At 71.3% G+C, this 20,801-nt stretch carries 20 protein-coding genes; 10 read left to right on the top strand and 10 right to left on the bottom strand.

What is annotated here, in order from left to right; genetic code table 11:
* Positions 1–163 precede the first annotated feature (163 nt).
* The 6 genes from MYK68_RS12735 to MYK68_RS12710 all read left to right on the top strand — a co-directional run bounded on the left by MYK68_RS12735 (position 164) and on the right by MYK68_RS12710 (position 4,483).
* Entirely contained in the window at positions 164–580 is a 417-nt protein-coding gene (locus tag MYK68_RS12735; protein ID WP_247864060.1) for a hypothetical protein, read from the top strand.
* Positions 573–1,010, top strand: coding sequence for an SRPBCC family protein (locus MYK68_RS12730; RefSeq protein ID WP_247864059.1), 438 nt, complete (start codon positions 573–575; stop codon positions 1,008–1,010). Before MYK68_RS12735 ends, MYK68_RS12730 begins: the two co-directional genes overlap by 8 nt.
* Before the next feature lie 20 nt (positions 1,011–1,030).
* Complete coding sequence (locus tag MYK68_RS12725; protein WP_247868046.1) at positions 1,031–2,230, top strand: ArsA family ATPase; 1,200 nt, start codon at positions 1,031–1,033, stop codon at positions 2,228–2,230.
* 114 nt (positions 2,231–2,344) lie between these two features.
* Positions 2,345–2,704 carry a hypothetical protein gene (locus MYK68_RS12720; RefSeq protein ID WP_247864058.1) on the top strand — a complete coding sequence of 120 codons (360 nt, stop codon included), beginning with the start codon at positions 2,345–2,347 and terminating at the stop codon, positions 2,702–2,704.
* A 14-nt stretch (positions 2,705–2,718) separates the two neighbouring features.
* Complete coding sequence (locus MYK68_RS12715) at positions 2,719–3,723, top strand: ROK family protein (protein WP_247864057.1); 1,005 nt, start codon at positions 2,719–2,721, stop codon at positions 3,721–3,723.
* Positions 3,724–3,793: 70 nt separating this feature from the next.
* Positions 3,794–4,483 (top strand): lysophospholipid acyltransferase family protein, encoded by a 690-nt coding sequence (locus MYK68_RS12710; RefSeq protein ID WP_247864056.1) that lies wholly within the window; start codon positions 3,794–3,796, stop codon positions 4,481–4,483.
* A gap of 9 nt (positions 4,484–4,492) precedes the next feature.
* Here the strand turns inward: MYK68_RS12710 and MYK68_RS12705 are convergent, their stop codons facing one another.
* Positions 4,493–5,812 carry a glycosyltransferase 87 family protein gene (locus MYK68_RS12705; protein ID WP_247864055.1) on the bottom strand — a complete coding sequence of 440 codons (1,320 nt, stop codon included), beginning with the start codon at positions 5,810–5,812 and terminating at the stop codon, positions 4,493–4,495.
* A 92-nt stretch (positions 5,813–5,904) separates the two neighbouring features.
* Between MYK68_RS12705 and MYK68_RS12700 the strand changes: the two genes are divergently transcribed.
* A complete protein-coding gene (locus tag MYK68_RS12700) occupies positions 5,905–6,387 on the top strand; it encodes a polyadenylate-specific 3'-exoribonuclease AS (protein ID WP_247868045.1) in 483 nt (160 codons plus the stop codon).
* An 81-nt stretch (positions 6,388–6,468) separates the two neighbouring features.
* Positions 6,469–7,863, top strand: coding sequence for a class II 3-deoxy-7-phosphoheptulonate synthase (locus MYK68_RS12695; protein WP_247864054.1), 1,395 nt, complete (start codon positions 6,469–6,471; stop codon positions 7,861–7,863).
* 11 nt (positions 7,864–7,874) lie between these two features.
* On the opposite strand, the gene MYK68_RS12690 is transcribed toward MYK68_RS12695, so the two are convergent.
* Positions 7,875–9,431, bottom strand: a complete 1,557-nt coding sequence (locus MYK68_RS12690) for a DHA2 family efflux MFS transporter permease subunit (protein WP_247864053.1) — start codon at positions 9,429–9,431, stop codon at positions 7,875–7,877.
* A 91-nt stretch (positions 9,432–9,522) separates the two neighbouring features.
* On the opposite strand from MYK68_RS12690, the gene MYK68_RS12685 reads away from it, so the two are divergent.
* Positions 9,523–10,140 carry a TetR/AcrR family transcriptional regulator gene (locus MYK68_RS12685; protein ID WP_247864052.1) on the top strand — a complete coding sequence of 206 codons (618 nt, stop codon included), beginning with the start codon at positions 9,523–9,525 and terminating at the stop codon, positions 10,138–10,140.
* A 224-nt stretch (positions 10,141–10,364) separates the two neighbouring features.
* On the opposite strand, the gene MYK68_RS12680 is transcribed toward MYK68_RS12685, so the two are convergent.
* The 4 genes from MYK68_RS12680 to MYK68_RS12665 all read right to left on the bottom strand — a co-directional run bounded on the left by MYK68_RS12680 (position 10,365) and on the right by MYK68_RS12665 (position 15,125).
* The gene (locus MYK68_RS12680; protein ID WP_247864051.1) at positions 10,365–12,392 is read right to left on the bottom strand and encodes an HNH endonuclease signature motif containing protein; all 2,028 of its coding nucleotides are present in this window, start codon (positions 12,390–12,392) and stop codon (positions 10,365–10,367) included.
* A gap of 266 nt (positions 12,393–12,658) precedes the next feature.
* Positions 12,659–13,165, bottom strand: a complete 507-nt coding sequence (locus tag MYK68_RS12675; protein ID WP_247864050.1) for a hypothetical protein — start codon at positions 13,163–13,165, stop codon at positions 12,659–12,661.
* Positions 13,162–13,674: a DUF4352 domain-containing protein gene (locus tag MYK68_RS12670; protein WP_247864049.1), complete on the bottom strand. Its 513-nt coding sequence runs from the start codon at positions 13,672–13,674 to the stop codon at positions 13,162–13,164. Before MYK68_RS12670 ends, MYK68_RS12675 begins: the two co-directional genes overlap by 4 nt.
* A 155-nt stretch (positions 13,675–13,829) precedes the next feature.
* On the bottom strand, positions 13,830–15,125 hold the full coding sequence (locus tag MYK68_RS12665; protein ID WP_247864048.1) for a protein kinase domain-containing protein: 1,296 nt from the start codon (positions 15,123–15,125) through the stop codon (positions 13,830–13,832).
* A gap of 87 nt (positions 15,126–15,212) precedes the next feature.
* Between MYK68_RS12665 and MYK68_RS12660 the strand changes: the two genes are divergently transcribed.
* The gene (locus MYK68_RS12660; RefSeq protein ID WP_247864047.1) at positions 15,213–15,581 is read left to right on the top strand and encodes an Rv2175c family DNA-binding protein; all 369 of its coding nucleotides are present in this window, start codon (positions 15,213–15,215) and stop codon (positions 15,579–15,581) included.
* Positions 15,582–15,656: 75 nt separating this feature from the next.
* On the opposite strand, the gene MYK68_RS12655 is transcribed toward MYK68_RS12660, so the two are convergent.
* Genes MYK68_RS12655 through MYK68_RS12640 form a run of 4 tightly spaced genes read right to left on the bottom strand, consistent with a single transcriptional unit; the run spans position 15,657 to position 20,777 of the window.
* A complete protein-coding gene (locus tag MYK68_RS12655) occupies positions 15,657–16,580 on the bottom strand; it encodes a phytoene/squalene synthase family protein (RefSeq protein ID WP_247864046.1) in 924 nt (307 codons plus the stop codon).
* A complete protein-coding gene (mptB, locus tag MYK68_RS12650; protein ID WP_247864045.1) occupies positions 16,573–18,147 on the bottom strand; it encodes a polyprenol phosphomannose-dependent alpha 1,6 mannosyltransferase MptB in 1,575 nt (524 codons plus the stop codon). Before mptB ends, MYK68_RS12655 begins: the two co-directional genes overlap by 8 nt.
* Positions 18,144–19,649: a phytoene desaturase family protein gene (gene crtI, locus MYK68_RS12645; protein WP_247864044.1), complete on the bottom strand. Its 1,506-nt coding sequence runs from the start codon at positions 19,647–19,649 to the stop codon at positions 18,144–18,146. Before crtI ends, mptB begins: the two co-directional genes overlap by 4 nt.
* A gap of 9 nt (positions 19,650–19,658) precedes the next feature.
* Positions 19,659–20,777, bottom strand: coding sequence for a polyprenyl synthetase family protein (locus MYK68_RS12640; protein WP_247864043.1), 1,119 nt, complete (start codon positions 20,775–20,777; stop codon positions 19,659–19,661).
* Positions 20,778–20,801 lie beyond the last annotated feature (24 nt).

Here is a 20,801-nt window from a genome sequence, read left to right as displayed (position 1 = left end):
GGGTGGATACCTCTCTCATTCTGCTGCGGTCCGTGCGTCGGGAGGCGGCGCGGGAGGATCGCTATCGCTCTGCGCTGAACGAAAGAAGAGTCTATCGCCCCGTGTTCGGCGTTTGTGCGTGGTCGGCTTTCCCCGCCGAATACCGGTATGTGAAGCTAGGACGGTGACAACCATCCAGGTAGCCGACGAGACCTTCGTCGCCGCGGCCCCGAGCAGTGCCGGCGCCGTGGTGACCGATCGCGCGCGGTGGCGGCAGTGGTTCGGCGACCTGCGGCTCGAGGTGGTCGAGGACCGTGGCGACGCCGGTGTGCGCTGGCGGGTCGCCGGTCCCGTCGAGGGCACCATGGAGATCTGGTGCGAGGAAGTGCTCGACGGCTTCGTCCTGCACTACTACCTGCACGGCGAGCCGACGACCCCGTTGCCCGCCGATCCGGCCGCCGCGATGGCCGCGATCGCCGAGGCCAACAAGCAGCGGCGAGTGGCGGGCAAGGAGATGTCGTTCCAGGTGAAGGCGCTCTTGGAGGGCGACCGCGAGATCGGCGGCCCCGCCGCCCCGGACCGCGCGGTGCGTCGTGGCTGACCACACCGAGCAGTCCATCGTCATCGGCGCCGACGTCGACGCCGTCATGGGCGTGATCGCCGACTTCGCCGCGTACCCCGAGTGGGTCACCGCCGCGCGGGAGGTGACCGTGCTCGACAGTGACGACGCCGGGCGCGCCCGGCGGGTGCGCTTCGTGCTCGACGCCGGGGTGCTCACCGACACCTACGTGCTCGACTACGCGTGGGCGGCCGACGGCACCGAGGTGTCGTGGCGGCTGGAATCCAGTGACCTGCAGCGCGATCAGCTCGGCAGCTACCGGCTGACCCAGCAGGTCCCCGGCTCGACCAAGGTGACCTACTCGCTCACCGTCGACCTGAAGATCCCGATGATCAGCCAGCTGAAGCGTCGCGCCGAGAAGGCCATCACCGACGCCGCGCTGAACGACCTCAAGAAGAGGGTCGAAGGCTGATCGATCTGGCGCCTCTCCACCTGGTGCTGGGGCCCGGCGGCTCCGGCGTCTCGACGCTGGCCGCCGCCGGAGCCCTCGAGCTGGCGCGCGCGGCCGCGCCGGCCCGCGGCAGCGGACCTCTCGCGCGCGCCGACACCGGCGGGGTGCTGCTGGTGTCCGTCGATCCGCGCTCGGACCTGCCGCGCCGCCTCGGCGTCTTCCGGGTGCCGGGGCAGCCGGTGCCGGTGACCGGGGAACTCGATCTGCTCCATCTGGATCCGCTCGCCGTCACCGAGACGGCCTGGTCGGGGTTCACCGGGGCCCTGGCCGGGGTGGGCGCGGCCCGGAGCCTGCCGCTGGTGGGAACCCTCACCGGCGTCGACGCCGGGGAACTCACCGGATTGCCGGGGATCTCGGAGTTCCTGCTGTTGCGCGCGATCCGCGACGCCGCCACCTCCGGCCGCTGGCAGCGAGTCGTGGTCGACCTGTCCGGGGCGGGGGATCCGTTCGCCGTGTTGCGGTCGCCGACCGTGCTCGCCACCGCGATCGACCGGCTGTGGCCGCGGCACCGGCGGCTCGCCGAGGCCGCCGAGAAGCCGGCACTGGCCCAGATCGCCACCGCCGTGGAAGGCATCGACCGGGACTGCCAGGATCTGCGCGAACTGATCGCCGACTCGCACGAGGTGTCCGTGCACCTGGTCGGCACCGGCGGCCAACGCGGCCTGGCCCGGATCGGCGACGACGTGGCGGCCGCCGACGTGATGGGACTGCCGCTGCGATCGGTGCTGGTGAACGCCGGTTCCGGCGGTCTGCCCACCGAAGCGGTACTCGACCGGGCGAGGGGTCTCCTCGGACCCGATGCGGGATCGGCGGTCTCCATGGTGACGATCGGCCGCCGCGACGAGGAGCCGGTCCGCCTCTCCCGGCTGCGGAAGCTCCGCGTCGCGTTGCCCGCCCCGAACGGCCGGCCGCGGGCCGCGGCCGCCCCCGTCGTCGAACACGTCGGCGGCGAGGGTCTGGATGCGGAATACCGGCTGTCGTGGCGGCAGGCGCTGCCCGACCCCGAGCAGCTCGCGCTCGGCCGCTCCGGCGACGACCTGCTGGTGACGATCGCCGGGTTCCGGCAGCCGGTGCGCCTGCCGTCGGTACTGCGGCGCTGCCAGGTGACCGCGGCCGATTGGGACGGCGCACGGCTCAGCGTCGGATTCCGGCCGGATCCGGCGGTCTGGCCGCAGCGCTGACGACCGTCGGCGTAGCGTGTTTCCGCAGCACGCCGGACGCCGGATGCATCCGGAAGTGACCGGCGGGTAACCTTGACGATTCGCACCGTTCGAGAAGCGAGGAGACCGTCTTCCATGGCCGACGACACGCAGGAGACCGGAACCGGGGCCACCTCCGGTGATCCGGTCGGCACCCTGCTGCTCGGTGTCGCCGGACAGATCGAACAGCTGGCCGCGCTGATCACCGGTCCCGGCCTCGCCGGTCTGCCGGGGATCGACGACGAGGGGCTCGCCAGACTGGCCGGGCTGGTCGGGGAGGCCGGCGGCCTGGCCGCCGAGCTCGGGGATCTGGTCTCACGCCTGCTCGCGGCGTGCATCGCGGTGCTGGAGGCCGCCGCCGAACTGCTCCGCGCCGAGTCGGACACGGCCGCGCCGGGCTCGACCCGGTTCCAGTCGATTCCGGTCCGGATCACCGCGGCACCCGCGCATCCGTGAAAGGCTGAGGGACGATGAGCACCTCCGGCAACGACCTCACCATCGGCATCGACATCGGCGGCACCAGCGTGCGCGCCGCGGTGGTCGACGCCCGCGGCGGGATGCTCGACACCCTCCGGGCCGCGACACCGCCGACCGCCGGGGCCCTGGAACACTGCCTGGACCGGCTGGTGGGGGAACTCCGCGACCGCTGGACGGTGCACGCGGTGGGACTGGCGATCGCCGGATTCCTGTCACCGGACTGCCAGACCGTGCGGTTCGCGCCCCATCTCGCGTGGCGGGAGGCCGCGGTGCCGGCCGAGATGTCCGAGCGGCTCGGCCTGCCGGTGTTCGCCGAGCACGACGGCAACTCCGCGGCCCTGGCCGAGCTGCACTTCGGCGCGGCCTCGCGGGGACACAACACCCTGGTGCTGGCCCTGGGCACGGGCATCGGCGCGGGCATGCTGATGGGCGGTGAGATCTATCGCGGAAGCTTCGGCGTCGCCCCCGAGTTCGGGCACCTCACCGTCGTTCCCGACGGACGGCCGTGCAGCTGCGGTAAGCGCGGATGCCTCGAAAGATATTGCAGCGGAACCGCACTGGTCGATACGGCCGTCGAGCTGATGGCCGAGACCGATGCCCGGCATTCGGTGCTGGCCGCCGATTCCGCCGCCGATCCCGGATCACTCACCGGACGCCGGGTGGCGGCCGCCGCCGCGGAGGGGGATCCGGTGGCGGTGGCGGCGTTCGCGAGTCTGGCGCGCTGGCTGGGGCAGGGGATGGCGATGATCGCCGACGTCTTCGACCCGGACATGATCGTGATCGCCGGCGGCCTCGGCATGGCCTCCGGGCTGTACCTGGATGAGGCGCGCGAACACTACGCGGGTCTGGTGACGGGGGCCGGTCACCGCCAGCTGGCCCGGATCCGGGCGACGCAGCTGGGGGAGGCCGCGGGTCTGATCGGCGCCGCCCAGGTGGCGCGTCTCGGACTCGCCGGACGGCAGGAGCCGGGCGCGCCGCTCGTGGCCGTCGCACAGTAGAGTGAGTGACCGAACTCGGGCCCGCTGATCGCGTCGGGCCGCGGATGCCGGAAGGAAGCGGGTCGGGAGTATGTGGTACTACCTGTTCAAGTACATCCTCATGGGACCGTGGCTGTGGCTGATGGGCCGCCCCAAGGTGGAGGGCCTGGAGAACATTCCGGACGACGGCGCCGCGCTCCTGGCGAGCAATCACCTCGCCGTCGTCGACAGCTTCTACCTCCCGCTGACGGTGCCCCGGCGGATCTTCTTCCTCGCCAAGTCGGAATACTTCACCGGCACGGGTCTCAAAGGCCGTTTCCAGCGCTGGTTCTTCTCCTCGTCGGGCCAGATCCCGATCGACCGGTCCGGAGCGACGGCCGCCGCGGGCGCCCTCCTCGCCGGTAAGCGGGTCCTGGAGTCCGGGCGACTGCTCTGCCTGTACCCGGAGGGCACCCGCTCGCCGGACGGCCGCCTGTACAAGGGCAAGACGGGCCTGGCCCGGATGGCGCTGGAGACCGGGGTCCCGGTGATCCCCGTCGCGATGATCGGCACCGACCGGATCAACCCGCCCGGCACCGTGCTGCCGCGCCCGACCCGGCTCACCATCCGCGTCGGCGAGCCGCTCGACTTCTCCCGCTACGAGGGAATGGCCGGGAACCGCTTCATCGAGCGGGCCGTGACCGACGAGATCATGTACGCCCTGATGCGGCTCTCCGGCCAGCAGTACGTGGACGTCTACGCGGCCAGCCTGAAGAACCCGAAGCCGCCGGCCGCCGCGTAGTCGTCCTCGTCACTCGAGCGCGCGAAAAGGCTTGACGCACAGCAGGATCAGGAACAGCAGGCCCCACAGCAGGTAGGCGTTGCCGACGACCTGCTGCCACCACGACCACACGGTGACGTCCTTCGGCAGCAGCTGGAACGGGCCGATCAGGAAGATCGGCACCCCGATCACGCCGAGCCCGCCGTAGCACCGAGCCGTCCAGCGTTCCCGGGTGTCGACGGCCAGCACGAAGCACGCCATGATCGCCGGGAGCGCCCACACCCAGTGGTGCGACCACGTGGTCGGGGCGACCATCAGCCCCCACAGGGCGACGAGGCAGGCGGCGAGCAGGGCGTTCACGTCGTCGCGCGCGGTCGCGCCCGGGGCGAACGCCGCCACCGGGCGGGTGCGCCACAGCGCCGTACCGGCCAGCGCCGTCACCACCAGCGCCGACAACACCCAGGCGGCCGGGGCGGCCGGATTCTCGGCGCCGAGGATCCGCAGCCACGCGGCGTTGAGGTTCTGGTTGATCGGCCCCTCCGGCACCCCGATCCGGCTGGTGTGGAAGACCGTGTCGGTCCAGTAGGTGCGCGAGTCGGCGGGCAGCCAGGCCGCGGCGATCGCGGCGGCCAGCACGAAGGCCGCCACCCCGGTCCAGAACGCCCGCCATCTCGCGGCGGCGGCGAACACGCCGAGGAAGACCAGCGGCGTCAACTTGATCGCCGAGGCGAGGCCGACGAGGGTGCCGCGCAGCACCGCCACCGGGCCGGTCGGGGCGCGTCCGTCGTCGTCCGTGGCACGGGACCGGCCGACGGCGAACAGATCGATCACGATCATCGCCAGCAGGATGATGTTGATCTGGCCGAAGCCGAGCGTCATCCCGAAGGGGTTGGACCACACCGCGACCGCGGAGATCCACAGGGCGAGCACGGGCCGGCCGGCGGCAGCGCCGACGTGCAGCAGACGGAGGAAGACGGCCGTCACGTAGACCAGGCAGACGACGCTGAGCACCGAGATGAGAATCCCGCCGGCGGCGAGGGAGAGCGCGCCCAGCGGGGTGAACACCATGGCGGCGAACGGGGGATAGGTGAAGGGCAGCCAGATCCCGTCCTGGGTGAACGGCAGCGATCCGTCGGCGTACAGGCTGATGCCCTGGTGCCACAGCTGGCCGCCGAGCCGGTAGACGTCCAGGTCGAAGCGGCTCCGGGTGCCGTAGCTCGACGTGCCCGGAATACCGATGATCTGCAGGGTCGCCGAGGTGGCCAGCACCACGATCGCACTGACCCACGCGAACGGCCCGGGCCGCCACCGGCTCAGCCTGATCGCCGTCGTGCGGGCGTACGGAGACATGGCGTTAAAGGTACCGCCCGGCCGATCCGCGCGGTCGCCGTGTGGGCCCGCCGCCTCGCCACCGGGTGCGGCGGCGTGGATAATCGGTGCCCGTGCGCTACTTCTACGACTGCGAGTTCATCGAGGACGGCACCACGATCGAGCTCGTGTCCATCGGCGTCGTCGCCGAGGACGGTCGCGAGTTCTACGCCGTGTCCACCGAATTCGATCCCGGCCGAGCCGGGCCGTGGGTGCGGGCGAATGTGCTCGACAAGCTCCCGTCACCGGCCGACAAGGCCTGGCGCAGCCGCCGCCAGATCCGCGACGACCTGCTCGCCTTCCTGACCGCCGGACCGGGTGAGGTGGAGTTGTGGGCGTGGGTGGGCGCCTACGACCACGTGGTGCTGTGCCAGCTGTGGGGCGCCATGCCGGGGCTGCCGCGGGAGTTGCCGCGCTTCACGCGCGAGCTGCGCCAGCACTGGGAGGCGGCGGGCAGTCCGGAGCTTCCGGCCACCAGCCGCGACGCGCACAGCGCGCTCGTCGACGCCCGGCAGAACCTGCTGCGATGGAAGGCCATCGAGGCCGCACGCGGGTGAGTGGTTCGCCGGGTTCGGCGGGCACCGGATAAGTCCCGGCCTCCGGCGGGCCCGCGGCGACTCTCCGATACCCTGGACGCCGTGGTGAACTGGACCGTAGACGTACCGATCGACGAGCTCCCGGAGCTCCCCCCGCTGCCGGGGAAGTTGCAGGCCGAGTTCGAGGACATGCTGGCCCGGCCCGCGCTGCAGCAGCCGAGCTGGGCGCCCGACGAGGCGCGCAAGATGCGCACCGTGCTGGAGAGCGTGCCGCCGATCTGCATGCCGTCGGAGGTCGAGAATCTGCGCGCCCAGCTCGCCGAGGTCGCCGAGGGACGGGCCTTCCTGCTGCAGGGCGGCGACTGCGCCGAGACCTTCGCCGCCAACACCGAGCCGCACATCAAGGCCAACATCCGCACGCTGCTGCAGATGGCCGTGGTGCTCACCTACGGCGCCAGCACCCCGGTGGTGAAGGTGGCGCGCATCGCCGGCCAGTACGCCAAGCCGCGCTCGGCCAACACCGACTCGCTCGGGCTGCTCAGCTACCGCGGCGACATGGTCAACGGCCTCGACCCGAACGAGGACGCGCGCGTGCACGACCCGTCGCGCCTGGTGCGGGCGTACGCCAACGCCGCCGCCGCGATGAACCTGGTCCGCGCGCTCACCGGCAGTGAGGCGCGGCTGGCCCGCGTGCACGACTGGAATCGCGAGTTCGTCGCCGCGTCCCCGGCCGGTGCCCGCTACGAGGCGCTCGCCGCCGAGATCGACCGCGGATTGCGCTTCATGGACGCCTGCGGCGTCACCGACTCCAGCCTCGAGTCGGCGTCGATCTTCGCCTCGCACGAGGCGCTGGTGATGGACTACGAGCGCGCCATGCTGCGGCTGGCCGACGACCCGCGGGGCGGCGACGAGCCGGTCCTGTACGACCTGTCCGCGCACTTCCTCTGGATCGGCGAGCGGACCCGTCAGATCGACGGCGCCCACGTCGCGTTCGCCAAGCTGATCGCCAATCCGATCGGCATGAAGATCGGGCCCACCACCACCCCCGAGCAGGCCGTCGAGTACGTGGAGCTGCTCGACCCGGACAACAGTCCGGGCCGGCTCACGCTGGTCTCCCGGATGGGCAACGACAAGGTGCGCGAGGTGCTGCCGGGGATCGTCAAGGCCGTCGAGGAGACGGGCCATAAGGTGATCTGGCAGTGCGATCCCATGCACGGCAACACCCACACGGCGTCGAACGGTTTCAAGACCCGGCACTTCGATCGCGTCATCGATGAGGTCCAGGGCTTCTTCGAGGTGCATCGCGCGCTCGGCACCCACCCGGGCGGCATCCACATCGAGCTGACCGGCGAGGACGTCACCGAGTGCCTCGGCGGCGCCCAGGACATCTCCGATCTCGACCTGGAGAGCCGCTACGAGACGGCCTGCGATCCGCGTCTGAACACCCAGCAGTCGCTGGAACTGGCCTTCCTGGTCGCGGAGATGCTCCGCGGCTGACGCCGCTCCGGTCACGCCGGGAGCGCTGCGGCCTCGGCCGGCTCGCGTTCCGGCTCGGGTCCGGCGACGTGTCCGCGCGGAACGCCGCGCAGCGCGACGAAGCCGAGGACCGCGGCCGCGGCGGTCACCGCCACGGCGACCCAGACGGCGCTGTGCAGCCCGTCGACGAAGACGTCTTGTACGGTGACGGTCAGCGTCGTCACCGCGCCGGGCGGGGCGCGATGGGCCACCTCGACCCCGGCCATCACCGAACCGGCGGCGGTGTCGGTCGCCGCGTGCGGGACGCCGAGCGCGGCGAACCGGTCGGAGACGCCCGCGGCGTAGACCGAGGTGAGGACCGACCCGAGGACCGCGACGCCCAGTGCGCCGCCGATCTCCCGGGTGGTGTCGTTGACGGCCGAGCCCGCCCCGGCCTGTGCGGGGGTGAGCGCGTCCATGATCACCTGGGTGCATGGCCCGGAGATGAAGGCCAGGCCCACCGCCATCAGCGCCATCGACCAGACCACCAGCTGCCAGTAGCCGGAGGTCCGCGAGGCCGTCTCGACGAGGGCGAATCCGGCGGTCATGAACAGGGCCCCGGCGGTCGCGACCGGTCGCGGGCCGAAGCGGTGGGCCAGCGCCATGGCGACCGGTGAGAAGACGGCCATCACGGCGGCGAACGGCAGGGTGCGGACGCCGGCGGCGAGCGGTCCGTAGCCCTGGACCGCCTGGAAGAACTGAGTGATCAGGAAGATGAAGCCGAACAGTGCGAAGAACGCGACGGCGATCATCGTGGCCGCTGTAGCGAAGTAGCGGTTGGCGAACAGCCGGACGTCCAGGATCGGATGGGCGACGCGGAGCTGGCGCATCACGAACCCGGCGAGGATCACGACCGCGAGCACCAGACCGCCGATCGTGCGGGCGCTGGACCAGCCGTGATGGGGGCCTTCGATCACCGAGAAGGTCAGCAGTCCGAGGCCGGCGATGGACAGTGCCAGGCCGGGGACGTCGAACGGGTGAGCCGCTTCCGGCCGGGTGCCGGGCACCGTGAGCACGACCGCCGCGATCGCGAGGGCGCCGAACGGCAGATTGACCCAGAACACCGACGACCACGAGAAGTGTTCCAGCAGCCAGCCGCCGAGCACCGGGCCGATCGCGACCGCGATGCCGGACACCGCGGCCCAGATGCCGACGGCGACGGCCCGCTGCCGCCCCGGGAGGAACGTGGCCGTGATGATCGCAAGCGTGGCCGGGAAGACCAGGGCGGCGAAGACTCCGAGCAGCCCGCGGGTGGCGATCAGCTGGCCGAGTGAGCCCGCCGACGCGGCGAGGGCCGACGCCGCGGTGAATCCGGCGAGGCCGATCAGCAGGGTGCGACGGTGCCCGAACCGGTCGCCGAGGTAGCCGCCGGTCAGCAGCAGTCCGGCGAAGACCAGCGTGTACATGTCGACGATCCATTGCAGTCCGGAGATCCCGGCGTCCAGGTCGCGGCCCAGTGTAGGCAGGGCGACGTTGACGATCGTGTTGTCGATCATCACCAGTAGTTCGGCGAAGCACAGGGCGCCGAGCGTCCACCAGCGGTTTCTCATCGATCTCGCCTCTCTTGTTTTAGAACACCGTTCTTCTGGTGTGTAACAACGTTCTATTGAAGAAGAACACCGTTCCAGTAGGCTTGTCAACATGTCATCGGAGACTCCTCGTAGCCGGACGTCGGCGGGCGATGTCCGCCCACTGCTGGTCGCCGCCGGCCGGCGCATCCTCGAGCGGGACGGGGCGGCCGCGCTCACCGTGCGGGCAGTCGCGAAGGAGGCCGGTGTCGCGCCGATGGGGGTCTACAACCACTTCGACGGCAAGGAGGGGCTGCTCGACGCGGTGGTCACGGACGGGTTCGCCGAATTCGGTGCGGCCATCGCCACCACCGACGCCGAGGCGGCGGCGCGGCTGATCGCCAGCGGCATCGCCTATCGTGATTTCGCGCTGGCGAACCCGGTGCTCTACTCGCTGATGTTCTCCACGACCTGCGAGGCCGAAGGCACGACGGTGGCGCGGGCGTTCGACAATCTGGTGGACATCGTGCGGTACGCGCAGGTCGGTGGTGTGATCCGGGCCGGTGACCCGGTCGAGATCGCGGTACAGGTGTGGTCGTGCGCGCACGGTGCGGTCTCGCTGGAACTGGCCGGCGCCGAGCCCGCGCTGTCGCGGGCGGGCGCGGAATCGGGCGCGGAGGCCTTCGCCGATCACGGCGCGAAGAATTACGAGAACGTGCTGGCCCTGATCGTGCGGGGCCTGGCTCCGTAGGGATCGCCGAGCCGGCTGCCGGTTGAGCCGGTTGAGCCGGAACGGAGCGCTGGCGGAGTTCCGTGTCGAAACCCCGCGAGACGCGCTGGGACCCTGCGCGTTCCCGCCCCGGCACCGGCAGGTTTCGACACGGCTCCGCGCGGAGTTCATATTGAGCTCCGTCGAAATGCTCGTCACCGGCGGGGCCAGCGGCGAGGGCACACGCGGGGGTCGTCGGCAGTCTCCTAGAACGGTGGCGGTCCGTAGAGTTCGGCGGCGTGTTCGCGTTCGCGGCGGAGGCGGGCGCGTTCGGCGCGCCGCCAGGCGTGTTTGTGCGCGGTGACGGCTTGCAGGCCGCCCCTCGGGGTGCACGGGTCCCCGCGCGGCACGGCTGGTTCACCGGCCGGGGCGGGTTCCGGCGGCGCTTGGGCCTGATGGGCACACGTCGCCCCGGCGAGGTCGGGGAACAACCACTGATTCTCCGCCCGCGTCTCGAACGTCATGCCGTCGACGGTGATCGCGGTCCACACGGTGCCGTCCTCGTCGATCCACTGTTCATCGATCCACCCGTCTGCGGGGTTCGACGCGCCGAGATGGGTTTTGAGGAGGTGGTGCCGTTGGCATTTGGGGTTGATGTTGCACAGGCAGGTGGGGCCACCGGAGGCCGGGCAGATCTGGTTGAACTCCTCACAATGATCCAACTCGCAGTGCCAGGCGGGCTGATCGCAGCCGGGGATGGTGCAGGTGCCGAACAGGGCGCGGACGAGAACGTCAAGGGCGGCGGTCGGTCGGTACGGGTCGCCGGGCTGGGCGGTGTTGGTGAGGAACACCGGCGGCACGCGGCCGTCGTCGGTCCCGGTCTCGGCACTCGACCCGGTATCCCGGTCTCCGTCCCGGTCTCGGTCGCAGTTCTGGTGTTCGTTGCCGTCCTGGTGCTCGGTGCCGGGGCTGGATCCGGCAGGGGCGCGTTCGGGGCCGGTGTGATCGGTGGCCGGTTCGGTGGGACCGGTGCCGCCGCCGGTGGCCGGCCGGTACTCGGGGTGCGGGACCGCCCGGTCTCCGCCGCCATCGGCGACCGGGGGTTCGGGGACGCCGCCGGTGAGGTCGTGGCCGGTCGGGCGATCGCCTGCGAGGTCACTGTCGGCCTGACTGTCGGCGCTGGGGTCACCGGCTGGGAAGTCGCCGTCGTTGCCTTCGCTGTCGGGCGGTGTGGGTCCGGCTGCGGGTGCCGCGGGGGGCCTGAGGATTCTGCCGAGGTCGAGATCGCGGACCAGGGCGTCGGGGCGGCGCGCCAGATCGCGGACGTGACCGGCGCTGATCGGGCCGTGTCCGTCCAGGAACCCGGGCTCGTCATCGACACCGGCGAGGGTGGTCTTGCGGCACACGGCGTGCACGATGATCCGCGCCTGCCGCTCGGAGATATCCTCGTCCGACAGCGTTGCGGTGCAGGCTTCTTTGTCGGTGCAGGCGCAGGTGAAGGGGAGCCGGCGCAGCCGGGCGATCGCCGCGGCCGACCGTAGCGCCCCCTTGGTGCGGGGATCGTTCGGGCAGACTCCGGCGATCATCGCCCCGATCGCCTCATATGCCAGCCTGGTCTCCTCTGCGTCGGCGGTGATGTTGATCCCGCCGAGCCCGTCGGTGTAGTCCCGCTGGGTGACGTTCTTGCGGCGCTGGGCCCTGTCATGCCGTTTCCGGGAGGCGTCCCGATCGTGTTTTTCCACGATGCGGTCGGCGATCCGCTCGGCGGCCTTCTCCGAAACATGCCCCGCCGTCGCAAGGGCGGTGGCGAGATCGGTGTCGACCTGGGCGACGATCGCGGGGTCGTCGACGATGTCGGTGCGGTCGACGACCTTCTCGAACATCTCCGGACTGATCACTGTCTGCCGGAGCAGACCGGCGGTCCGGGGGAGTCGTTCGGAGGCGGCGACAGCGATGCCGACCAGCATTCGGGCTTTGCGCCGGTTCGCCGCGAACGGCATGGCCACCGCGGCTTCGGCGGCGCTGTACGGGTCCATCAGGTCTTTCTGATCGGCGCCCGCGCAGACCGCGTCGTCGAGTTCGGCGAGCGTCAGATCGAGGAAGTTGCTGATCGCGTCGATCTGCCGCCAATACAGGAATGCCTGTCCGCGCCACGCGGACTCGGCATAGACCATCCACGAATGCGCCTGCGCCCTCGGATCGTCATTCTCGTCGGCGGCGACCATCCCGGCGGGAGTGAAATCGACTCCCTCCCAGCGTGAGGTGAACTCGTCGGGCGGTCCGTCGGGCATCATGGCCGTCACCTCCTTCCCCCAAGAAGACATCCACAGCGTTCGAACTCTCTATGGTCCACGATACAGACACATCGTGGTGTGCGCCACCATCGTCTGCTGAACCGTTGAGATCACTGTATCGCCTGGGTATGACAATAATCTGTTGCCGAAAATGCTGAGATCTACGGCCGAGATTCAGCCGGTGGACGCGCCGGCTTTGACGTCACTGACAAGAGAGTGTTCGAATGATCGCCGTAGCAAACAGTCTCGTTCTGCGCGAGGATCCACTATCGATGTGGCCCGGCGGCGGAATTTGCGGCACGTCGCATCGCGACGAGATAGGTGCCGATGAGGACGGGGAGGACGAGGAGATCGGTGGCGTCGCGGTAGACGATGATCGGGGTGATCGGGCCACCGGAGAAGGTCGCCACCGCGCGGAGCAGGCCGACCATGTACTCGTAGGCGTCGCCGACCGGGGGCACGGTCTTCACCGCCGCGAAGCCGACACCCACGACGGCGATCGTCGTGATCACGGCCCGGCGACCGGTGATCCAGCGCACTCCGCATACCCGCGCCGCGAGTTCGGCGACCGTCAGCATCAGGAGCGGCAGCAGAAAGACGCCGGCGACATCCGAGAGCTTCCCGGTCACCGTGTTGCCGAAGATCCACTTGAGCACGTGATCGTTCAGCAGCAGGACCAGCACCGACAGGGCCACCCACGGGCTGAGGAGCAGGTCGCCCGGACCGCCGCGACGCGGGTGCGTCGCGGCGGGAGCCGGAGTGGTCGCCGTCACGACAGGTCGATCACGGCCGAGCCGGAACCGAACAGGTCGCACTTGAACTGCAGCTGCAGGTTCTTCGCCGAATCCGGAACCTCGAACGCCAGGTCGCCGCGCAGCGTGCCGCCCGGTGCCACCTCACCGTCGAGCGACGAGGTCTCGTCGCCGGTGATGGTGATGTCGTGCTTGCGGTTCGAGTCGTCCCGCAGGTCGAAGCACATCATCGACGAGACGGTCTGCGACTTCTTGCTGTCATTGGTGACCTCGGTGTCGACGAGCACGTAGCGATTGCCGGGGCTCGGCGTCACGAACTCGTTGCTCGGCACGTACGGATCGGTCACCTTGTTGACCTTGACCTTCCAGTCGCCGAGCTTGACGGTGTCGCCGACCTTGAACGTGTCGCCCTGCTGGGTCGACCCGTTGCCGTCGACCTTGGTCGCCTTGTCCTCGCTGCCGGACGCGATGGTCGCGCCCAGGGCCAGGCAGGCCATGACGGCGATGGCGGCGTTGCGGAGCTTGCTCATGGTGATTTCCTTTCAGGGGCGGGGCAGCTGACCCGGCGTGATTCGCCGGAGCTGCGGTGCGGAGCAGACTCTGTCACCGGGGTACGACAATTCGCCCGAACGGGCCGAAAAGTGAAAGAAAACCGCAGGCCGGAAGCCTGCGGCGGGGTGCGACCCTAGGTCGTCAGGGCGATACCGAGAGCCCAGCCGCCGCCGCCGAGAAGAGCGGCGATCAGCAGAACGACGACGAACCAGGCGATCACGACCAGGGTGCTGCCGGTGTGCACGGGGCGCTGGGCGACGTCGGGGTAGTCGTCGTCGTAGGGGTCGTCGTAGTCGGCGTCGTATCGGTCTCCGCCGAGATGCCGGTCGGGCGGAGCCGGGACCTCGCCCGGCCCGGGGTCGTAGGCGCCCGGCCCGGGGTCCCGGCCCTCGTAGTCCGGCCGGGGGTCGTAGTCGTCGTCCACGGGACCGTCGCCGGGGTAGTCGTCGTCCGCCTGGCCGTATCCGTCCGGCGAGGGGCCGCGGCCGACGGTGGGGGCGGGGCGCGCGGGGGCGACCGGGCGGGCGATCGCGGAGGTGACGCGGGCCGACGCCTGCCGCGGGGCGGGCACCGTGAACGGCGGAAGGACGAGGTCGTCGACGGCGTCGAGCAGGGCGTGCTGCATGGCGAAGGCGTCGGGGAAGCGGTGGGCCGGGTCGCGCTCGGTGGCGCGCAGCACGATGTCGTCGATCTGCGGCGGCACCCCGGCGATGATCTCGCTGGGTGCCGGGACGTCGTACGACAGGCGCTGGTAGGCGAGTGCGAGGGGAGTGGCGCCGTGGAACGGCTGGCGGCCGGTCAGCAACTCGTAGAAGAGCACGCCCGTGGAGTACACGTCGCTGCGGGCGTCGATGTCGGTGGAACTCACCTGCTCGGGGGACAGGTACGCGGCGGTGCCGAGGATGACGCTCGCCGATGTGACACCGGCCTCGGAGACGGCGCGGACCAGACCGAAGTCGGCGACCTTGATGTCGCCGGTGTCGGAGATCAGCACGTTCTCCGGCTTCACGTCCCGGTGCACCAGCCCCGCGCGGTGCGCGGTGCCCAGCCCACCGAGGACCGGGATACCGACGGCGGCGACCGCGTGCGGGGGCATCGGGCCGCGCTCGCGCAGCAGTTCCCGCAGGCTGCCGCCGCGGACCAGTTCCATCACCAGGAAGGCGATGTCGCCGTCGATGCTCTGGTCGTACACGGCGACCAGCCCCGGATGGCTCAGCCCGGCGACCGCGCGGGCCTCGAACTCGAAGCGCCGCAGGAACTGCGGGTCGCCGACATACCGTGCGTCCATCACCTTGACCGCGACGCGCCGCCCGAGCCGCAGATCGGTGCCGACGTACACCGCCGACATGCCGCCGCGCGCGATCGGCGCGTCGATCCGGTAGCGCCGCTCCAGGACGCGACCCAGCAGCGGATCCTCGGGGGAACTCACGGGAGTGAATCTACCGTGCGCGGTGGGCCGGATCCGTGAGCGCCGGAGCCGTTCGGGTGTCGGCCCTGTCGGGTATCGTCACCTCCCGTGAGTTCCCTTCCGCTGGCCATCGGCATTCTTCCGGACGACGCCGAGGTCTTCGACCTCGACCAGGCGGCCGATCACCTGCATGTCTCCCCGAACCGGGTGCGCACCCTGATCCGCGATCACAACCTGCTCGCCGCCTCGCGGAACGGGCAGCCGGTGATCCCGGCGCTCTTCTTCGGCGAGGAAGGTCACCTGGCCAAGCACTTCGAGGGTCTGGTGTCGGTGCTGCTCGACGGCGGCTACACCCGGGACCAGGCGATGGAGTGGTTCTTCACCGTGTACGACGACCTCGGGATGCACCCGGCGCAGGCACTGCACACGCATTCCGCGCGCGAGGTGATCCGCCGCGCTCAGGCGCAGGCCTTCTAGGCTTCGACGAGCTCAGCCGGCGGGTCTGGACAGACTCAGCCGGCGGGCTTCGACGAGCTCAGCCGGCGGGCGGGCTCAGCCGGCGGGCAGGAGAGCGCGGGCGGCGTGCACGACACGCCGCCGTTTCGGCACCACCGCGCGGCGGGAGAGCACGTCGTAGTCGCTGCGCTCGATCTCGGTGAGGATGTCGGCGTAGCTGCGCGCCGCGGCGGCGATCGCCGGACGGGTGCGGCCCGGGAGCGCCGCGATCGCCGGGGCGGTGCGCCGGTACTGGTCGCGGTTGATCGCGATCAGGTGGCGCAGCGCCGCGCGCAGGGCGCGGCCCGGCCGTCCGCGGTGGACGTCCGTGCGCAGCACCTCCTCGTCGACGCCGAACGCCGCGAGATGGTCGGCGGGCAGGTAGATCCGGTCGCGGTCGAGATCCTCGGCGACGTCGCGCAGGAAATTGGTCAGCTGGAACGCCTCGCCGAGGAGCGCCGCGCCGCCGGCGACGTCGTCGTACGACACGCCGCCGCTGCCGCCCGGCGACACCCCCAGGATGGGCAGCATCTGCAGGCCGATCACCGCCGCCGAGCCGTACGTGTAGTCGTGCAGCTCGGCGAAGGACCGATAGCGGCTGCGGAACTCGGCGGTGCCCGGGACGTCCATCCGCATCGAGCGCAGGAACGCCCCGAACGTCGCCGGGTCGATGCCGAACCGCTCGACCGTAGCGGCCAGTGAATGCAGCAGCGCCCACTGGTCGGCGGTCAGCGACGGATCGGGGAGAGATTCGCCGTCCAGGGCCGCGGTGAGTCCGGCCGCCAGCGCGTCGAGCGCGGCGACCTGCGCGGCCGGGGCCTGCGGCGACCGATCGACGATGTCGTCGGCCATCCGCGCGAAGCCATACAGCGCGTAGACGCCGCGCCGCCGGTCGGCCGGCAGCAATCCCGCGGCCAGGTAGTAGGTGCGCCCGGCGCGCGCGGTCATCGCCCGGCCGATGCGGTAGCCGCGCTCAGTCATGCTTCGGCGGGATCGCGAAGGCCCAGTCCCGCAGCCTGCGCAGGCGCAGCGGATCCCGGCGGTCGAGCGAGACCGCGGCGAGCACGGCGAGCAACAGCGCGACCAACGAGGGAATCGGCTTGTAGAAGGTGATCGAATCGTCGGGCTGGAAGGTGATGAGGAAGAACACGCTCACCCCGACCACCACCTGCCGGACCCACAGAGGCAGGTCGAATGCGACGGCCAGCACCAGCGTCCACACGTAGTACCAGGGCAGGGTCGACGGCTCCAGCAGCAGCACCGCCAGCATCGCCCACGCGGCCCCGGCGACGGCCGCCCGCGTATCGGTGCGCGAACGCCACCAGAACCAGACCAGGAGCACCGCCAGCACCACTTCGCCGATCGCCCGCGTCACCGGCAGCACCTGCTGCAGGTTCCAGACGTGGAACGGCGCGGCCGCATAGGTGACGAGGTGCCCGGCCAGCGTGGGGATGGTGAACGGATTGATGATGCGCGACGCCCACGACAGACCGTTCAGCCACCCGAGGCCGAGCCCCAGGGTCAGGGTGAACACGCCGAAGACCGCGGCCGGGATCAGGGCGGTGGCCGCGAAGACGCCGACGAAGCGACGTGCGCCGAGCGGCGCGGCCTCGCCGCGGGCGGCGCGCTGTCTCCGCAGCTGATCGAGCCACATCCACACCACGAAGGGGATCGCGACGGCCGCGGTGATCTTGATCGACGCGGCGACGCCGAGCAGAAGCAGGCCGTACACCGGGCGCCCGCGGACGTCGTCCGGCCCGCTCGCGGAGTTCATGCCGGGCTCCGTCGACGTGCTCCCGGCGCCGACCACCACGGCGACGCCCGCTGCGAGGAAGCCCATCATCAGCAGTTCCAGGTGCGGCCCGGCGACCAGATGCGCCAGCAGCATCGGGTTGAGCAGCACCAGCCACAGCGCGAGCCGCCGGGAGGCGCCGAACCGCTCGGCGAGCGCGGGCAGCGCCCACAGCGAGAGGGCGAGCCCGATCAGCAGCACCAGGCGCATCACGAAGACCCCGGCGATCACATTCTGCCCGGTCACCGCGACGACACCGCGTGCGATCAGCATGAACAGCGGGGTGTACGGGGACGTGGTGGGCGCCCAGATCTGCGCCATCGAGTCGACGATCGGGCCGGGCGCGTGTGCGGGGCCGTCGAGATAGGGGTTGTAGCCCTGCGCCAGCACCCAGGCCTGACCGAGATACGCGTAGACGTCGCGGCTGAACACCGGCACGGCGAACAGCATCGGCAGCGCCCAGGCGCACACGGTCCAGCGGGTGCCGCGCACGTCCAGATCGCTGGTGCCGGCGAGCACCGCGCGGCCGATCCGGATCCAGGCGATCACCATCAGCGTGACGCCGGTCCAGAACGCGATCCAGGCGAGCGCCTTGCCGCTGCCGTAGGTGATCGGGGCCAGCCCGAGGTTCTGCAGGGTCGTGTCGTTGCGCGGGATGTCGGCCACCCCGTAGGTGCCGACTGCGAACAGGACCGCGCCCACGAACCCGAGCAGTGCGTCGGGGTGGCTCAGCAGTCCTCGCAGCCGCGCGCTCATCGTGCCGCTCCCGTGAGGAGCGCGTCGGCGCGATCGGCCGCGAGGCCACCGGAGATCAGGACCGGCGGGATGCCGACACCGGGCACCGTGGCGCTGCCGGCCAGGAACAGATTGCGCAGGCCGGGCCACGTGTTGCGGGTACGCAGCGGACCGGTCTGCGTCACCGTGTGGGCCGCCGAGAACGGCGTGCCCGCGGGCAGTCCGGCACGCCGCCAGGTACCCGGATGGTCGACGCGCAACACCTTCAGCTCGTCGATCCCGCGATAGCCGCGGCCGGCGAGGGTGCCCAGTACCTCGGTCACATAGGGGCCGGCGACCGCGTCCCACGCCAGCGGTGCGCTGTCCAGGTTCGGGGTGGGGGCCAGGACCGAGACCGACTCCAGCCCGCCGGTGACGAAGGTGTCCGGGTCGCTGACCGCCGGCCGGGTGACCAGGAACGACCCGTCGGTCATCGGCTTGCCTCCACGGCCGGTGATCTCGGCGAAGGTCTGCGTCCACGCCGCACCGAAGTCGAGCGTGTGGTGCCCCGACGACCACTCCCGCGCGGTTCCGGCCGGCAGCAGACCGTGGGCGACGACGGCGCTGGGCGAGTAGCGGAGCCTGCGCCGCGGGGTCGCGCCGAGCAGATCGGCGACCTGGTCGCGCTCCAGCGTCGCGATCACCGCGTCGGCGGCGATCACGCCGTCGTCGGTCGCCGCGCCGCGGACCGTGTGCCCGTCCCGCAGCACCGCCCGGACCGGGGAGTCGTACGCGATGGTGACGCCGGCGTCGATCAGCGCTCCGGCGAGCACCTCGCCGATCCGGCCCATGCCGCCGGCCGGCGCCCAGAGGCCGCGGCCGATGTCCATGTCGGCGATGATCGCGTAGATGGCGCGCGCCCGGTGCGGAGGTACCCCGGCGTACAGTGACTGGAAGGTGAACGCCCGCTGGACGCGCTCGTCGGGGGCGAAGCGCGCGACGGCGCCGGTGAGCCCGCCGAGGGCGCGCAGCTTCACCAGTTGTGCTGCGGCCCTGCGTGTTTCGGGTCCGGTCAGGTCGCCGATACCGCCGAAGTTGCGGTCGATGAAGACCCCGTACTCGGCGTCGTACACCGCGCGCAGCCACTCGAGCAGGTCGGCGGTGCCGCGTGCGGTGTCCGGGCCGAAGGCGCGGGCGACGGCGGCGGGGATCGCGGCTGCGTCGTGCGGCAGCGCGAGGACGGACCCGTCCGCGTAGTTCATCACGTAGCCCGGATCGACGGGCGTCAGTGACAGCCTCGCCAGCGCCTCGGCGCGGTCGATGCCGAGCTCGGCGAGGGCGTCGACGATCAGGCCCGGCATGGTGAGCAGGGTGGCGCCGGTGTCGAAGCGGTGTCCGTCGATCTCCTCGGTGCGGACCAGCCCGCCCGGGACGGCGGCGGATTCGAGGACGGTCACCTGGTGGCCGCGGCCCCGCAGACGGGCGGCGGCGGCCAGCCCGGCGAGGCCGGCGCCGATGATGACGACGTGTCTGGTGGCGGTCATGGCTGCGTCTCAGGTCTGCCTGTGGGCGATGCGATGCGCGAGGGCCGTGAGATCGCCGCGCGCGGCGGCTCCGACCGGGAGGGCGTCGATCTCGGCCAGCGCCGCGGTGAGATGGTCGTCGATCTGCTGCTCGACGGCGGCGAGCGCACCGGAGCCGGTGAGGATCGTCCGGGCGGTGGCCAGTTCGGCGGCGTCGATCCGGCGGCCGAGCAGGCCGCGCAGCACGTCGGCGTCGGCCGCGGGCGCCCCGGCGAGGGCGAGGGCCACCAGCACCGTGCGTTTGCCTGCGACCAGATCGTCGCCGGAGGGCTTGCCGGTCTGGGCGGGATCGCCGAAGGCACCGAGGACGTCGTCGCGCAGCTGGAAGGCCAGACCCAGCCCGGTGCCGATCCGGCGCAACGCGGCGGCCGTCTCGCCGGTCGACCGTCCCAGAGCCGCGCCGATCTCCAGCGGCCGGGCGATGGTGTAGGCGGCGGTCTTGTACTCCATCACCCGGTACGCGGCGTCGACGCTCTCGTCGCCGGAGACCTCGTTGGTGATGTCGAGGAGCTGCCCGCCGAGCACCTCGGTGCGCATCAGCGACCACAGGCCGGCCGCGCGCGGCGGCAGGGGGTCCCCGGCGACGGCGCCGGGCACCGGACGGTATCCGTGCACCAGATCGTCGGCCCAGGCGAGCGCCAGGTCGCCGAGGAGGATCGCCGCGGAGGCGCCGTAGTGATCGTCGTCTCCCGACCAGGCCCGATCGCGGTGCCGCTCCGCGAAGCGGCGATGCACAGTCGGGCGTCCGCGCCGGGTGTCGCTGCGGTCGAGGATGTCGTCGTGCACCAGGGCGCACGCCTGGATCAGCTCGATCGCGGCGCCGGTGCGCACGACCAGCGGTTCGCTCTCCGCGCGCTGCCGATCCGGGGCGGGTCTGCCCGACGGCGGACATTCGGTGAGGCCGCAGTGCCAGCCCGCGTGCACGAACAGCGGCCGGATCCGCTTGCCGCCGCCGAGGACGAAGTCGGCCAGAACGCTCCCGGCATCGGCCACCACCGGCGAGATCTCGTCGAGAGCGGCGGCGGAGGTGGCGAAGAAGTCCCGCAGGACCTCCTCCACGGCGCCGGGCACCTGCTGCTGACTCAACACGCGGGTAAGCCTACCGGGGCGTCA

The sequence above is a fragment of the Gordonia sp. PP30 genome, assembly GCF_023100845.1.
Taxonomy (GTDB): domain Bacteria; phylum Actinomycetota; class Actinomycetes; order Mycobacteriales; family Mycobacteriaceae; genus Gordonia.
Note: the sequence above shows the minus strand (reverse complement) of the source record. Positions and strands in the feature narration are given on the sequence as shown.

Excerpts from the sequence above, each read along its gene's own strand:
- MYK68_RS12720 (WP_247864058.1), top strand. The coding sequence starts at position 2,345 with ATGGCCGACGACACGCAGGAGACCGGAACCGGGGCCACCTCCGGTGAT.
- MYK68_RS12715 (WP_247864057.1), top strand. The coding sequence starts at position 2,719 with ATGAGCACCTCCGGCAACGACCTCACCATCGGCATCGACATCGGCGGC.
- MYK68_RS12710 (WP_247864056.1), top strand. The coding sequence starts at position 3,794 with ATGTGGTACTACCTGTTCAAGTACATCCTCATGGGACCGTGGCTGTGG.
- MYK68_RS12705 (WP_247864055.1), bottom strand. The coding sequence starts at position 5,812 with ATGTCTCCGTACGCCCGCACGACGGCGATCAGGCTGAGCCGGTGGCGG.
- MYK68_RS12690 (WP_247864053.1), bottom strand. The coding sequence starts at position 9,431 with ATGAGAAACCGCTGGTGGACGCTCGGCGCCCTGTGCTTCGCCGAACTA.
- MYK68_RS12685 (WP_247864052.1), top strand. The coding sequence starts at position 9,523 with ATGTCATCGGAGACTCCTCGTAGCCGGACGTCGGCGGGCGATGTCCGC.
- MYK68_RS12680 (WP_247864051.1), bottom strand. The coding sequence starts at position 12,392 with ATGATGCCCGACGGACCGCCCGACGAGTTCACCTCACGCTGGGAGGGA.
- MYK68_RS12670 (WP_247864049.1), bottom strand. The coding sequence starts at position 13,674 with ATGAGCAAGCTCCGCAACGCCGCCATCGCCGTCATGGCCTGCCTGGCC.
- MYK68_RS12655 (WP_247864046.1), bottom strand. The coding sequence starts at position 16,580 with ATGACTGAGCGCGGCTACCGCATCGGCCGGGCGATGACCGCGCGCGCC.
- mptB (WP_247864045.1), bottom strand. The coding sequence starts at position 18,147 with ATGAGCGCGCGGCTGCGAGGACTGCTGAGCCACCCCGACGCACTGCTC.
- crtI (WP_247864044.1), bottom strand. The coding sequence starts at position 19,649 with ATGACCGCCACCAGACACGTCGTCATCATCGGCGCCGGCCTCGCCGGG.